Source organism: Leuconostoc sp. S50 (assembly GCF_016624925.1).
In the GTDB taxonomy this organism is placed as follows: domain Bacteria; phylum Bacillota; class Bacilli; order Lactobacillales; family Lactobacillaceae; genus Leuconostoc; species Leuconostoc pseudomesenteroides.
Genome location: NZ_JACVUE010000035.1, coordinates 1 through 295 on the forward strand (window position 1 = coordinate 1; position 295 = coordinate 295).

At 58.3% G+C, this 295-nt stretch carries 1 pseudogene; it reads right to left on the minus strand.

Features of this window, described 5'->3' with window-relative positions:
- Positions 1-22: 22 nt before the first annotated feature.
- Positions 23-295, minus strand: a pseudogene (locus tag IAE53_RS11280) (immunoglobulin-like domain-containing protein); the annotation flags it as partial.

The window sequence follows — 295 nt, forward strand, 5'->3', positions numbered from 1 at the left end:
GTCTCGGCGACTGGTTCTAGGGTGTTGTGTCGATCGAATCGTTGATCGTCGTAACAGCTGGGGTTGGGTTAGGAGTCAGCTGCTCGAAGTTACCGCCCGTGGCGTCTTGGATAGTGACGCTAACGGTCGAGCCGTTGTTGTAGACGTCATTGGCCGGCGTCTGGAAGTCGATGCTGCCCTGAGTCTTACCCGCGTCAACAGTGATGACCTGGCCGTTGGACAAGGTCACGGTCACCGGCGTCTGCGCCGGGTTGGTCAGCGTCACAGTGTAAGTGATGACACCACCTTCGGTGAC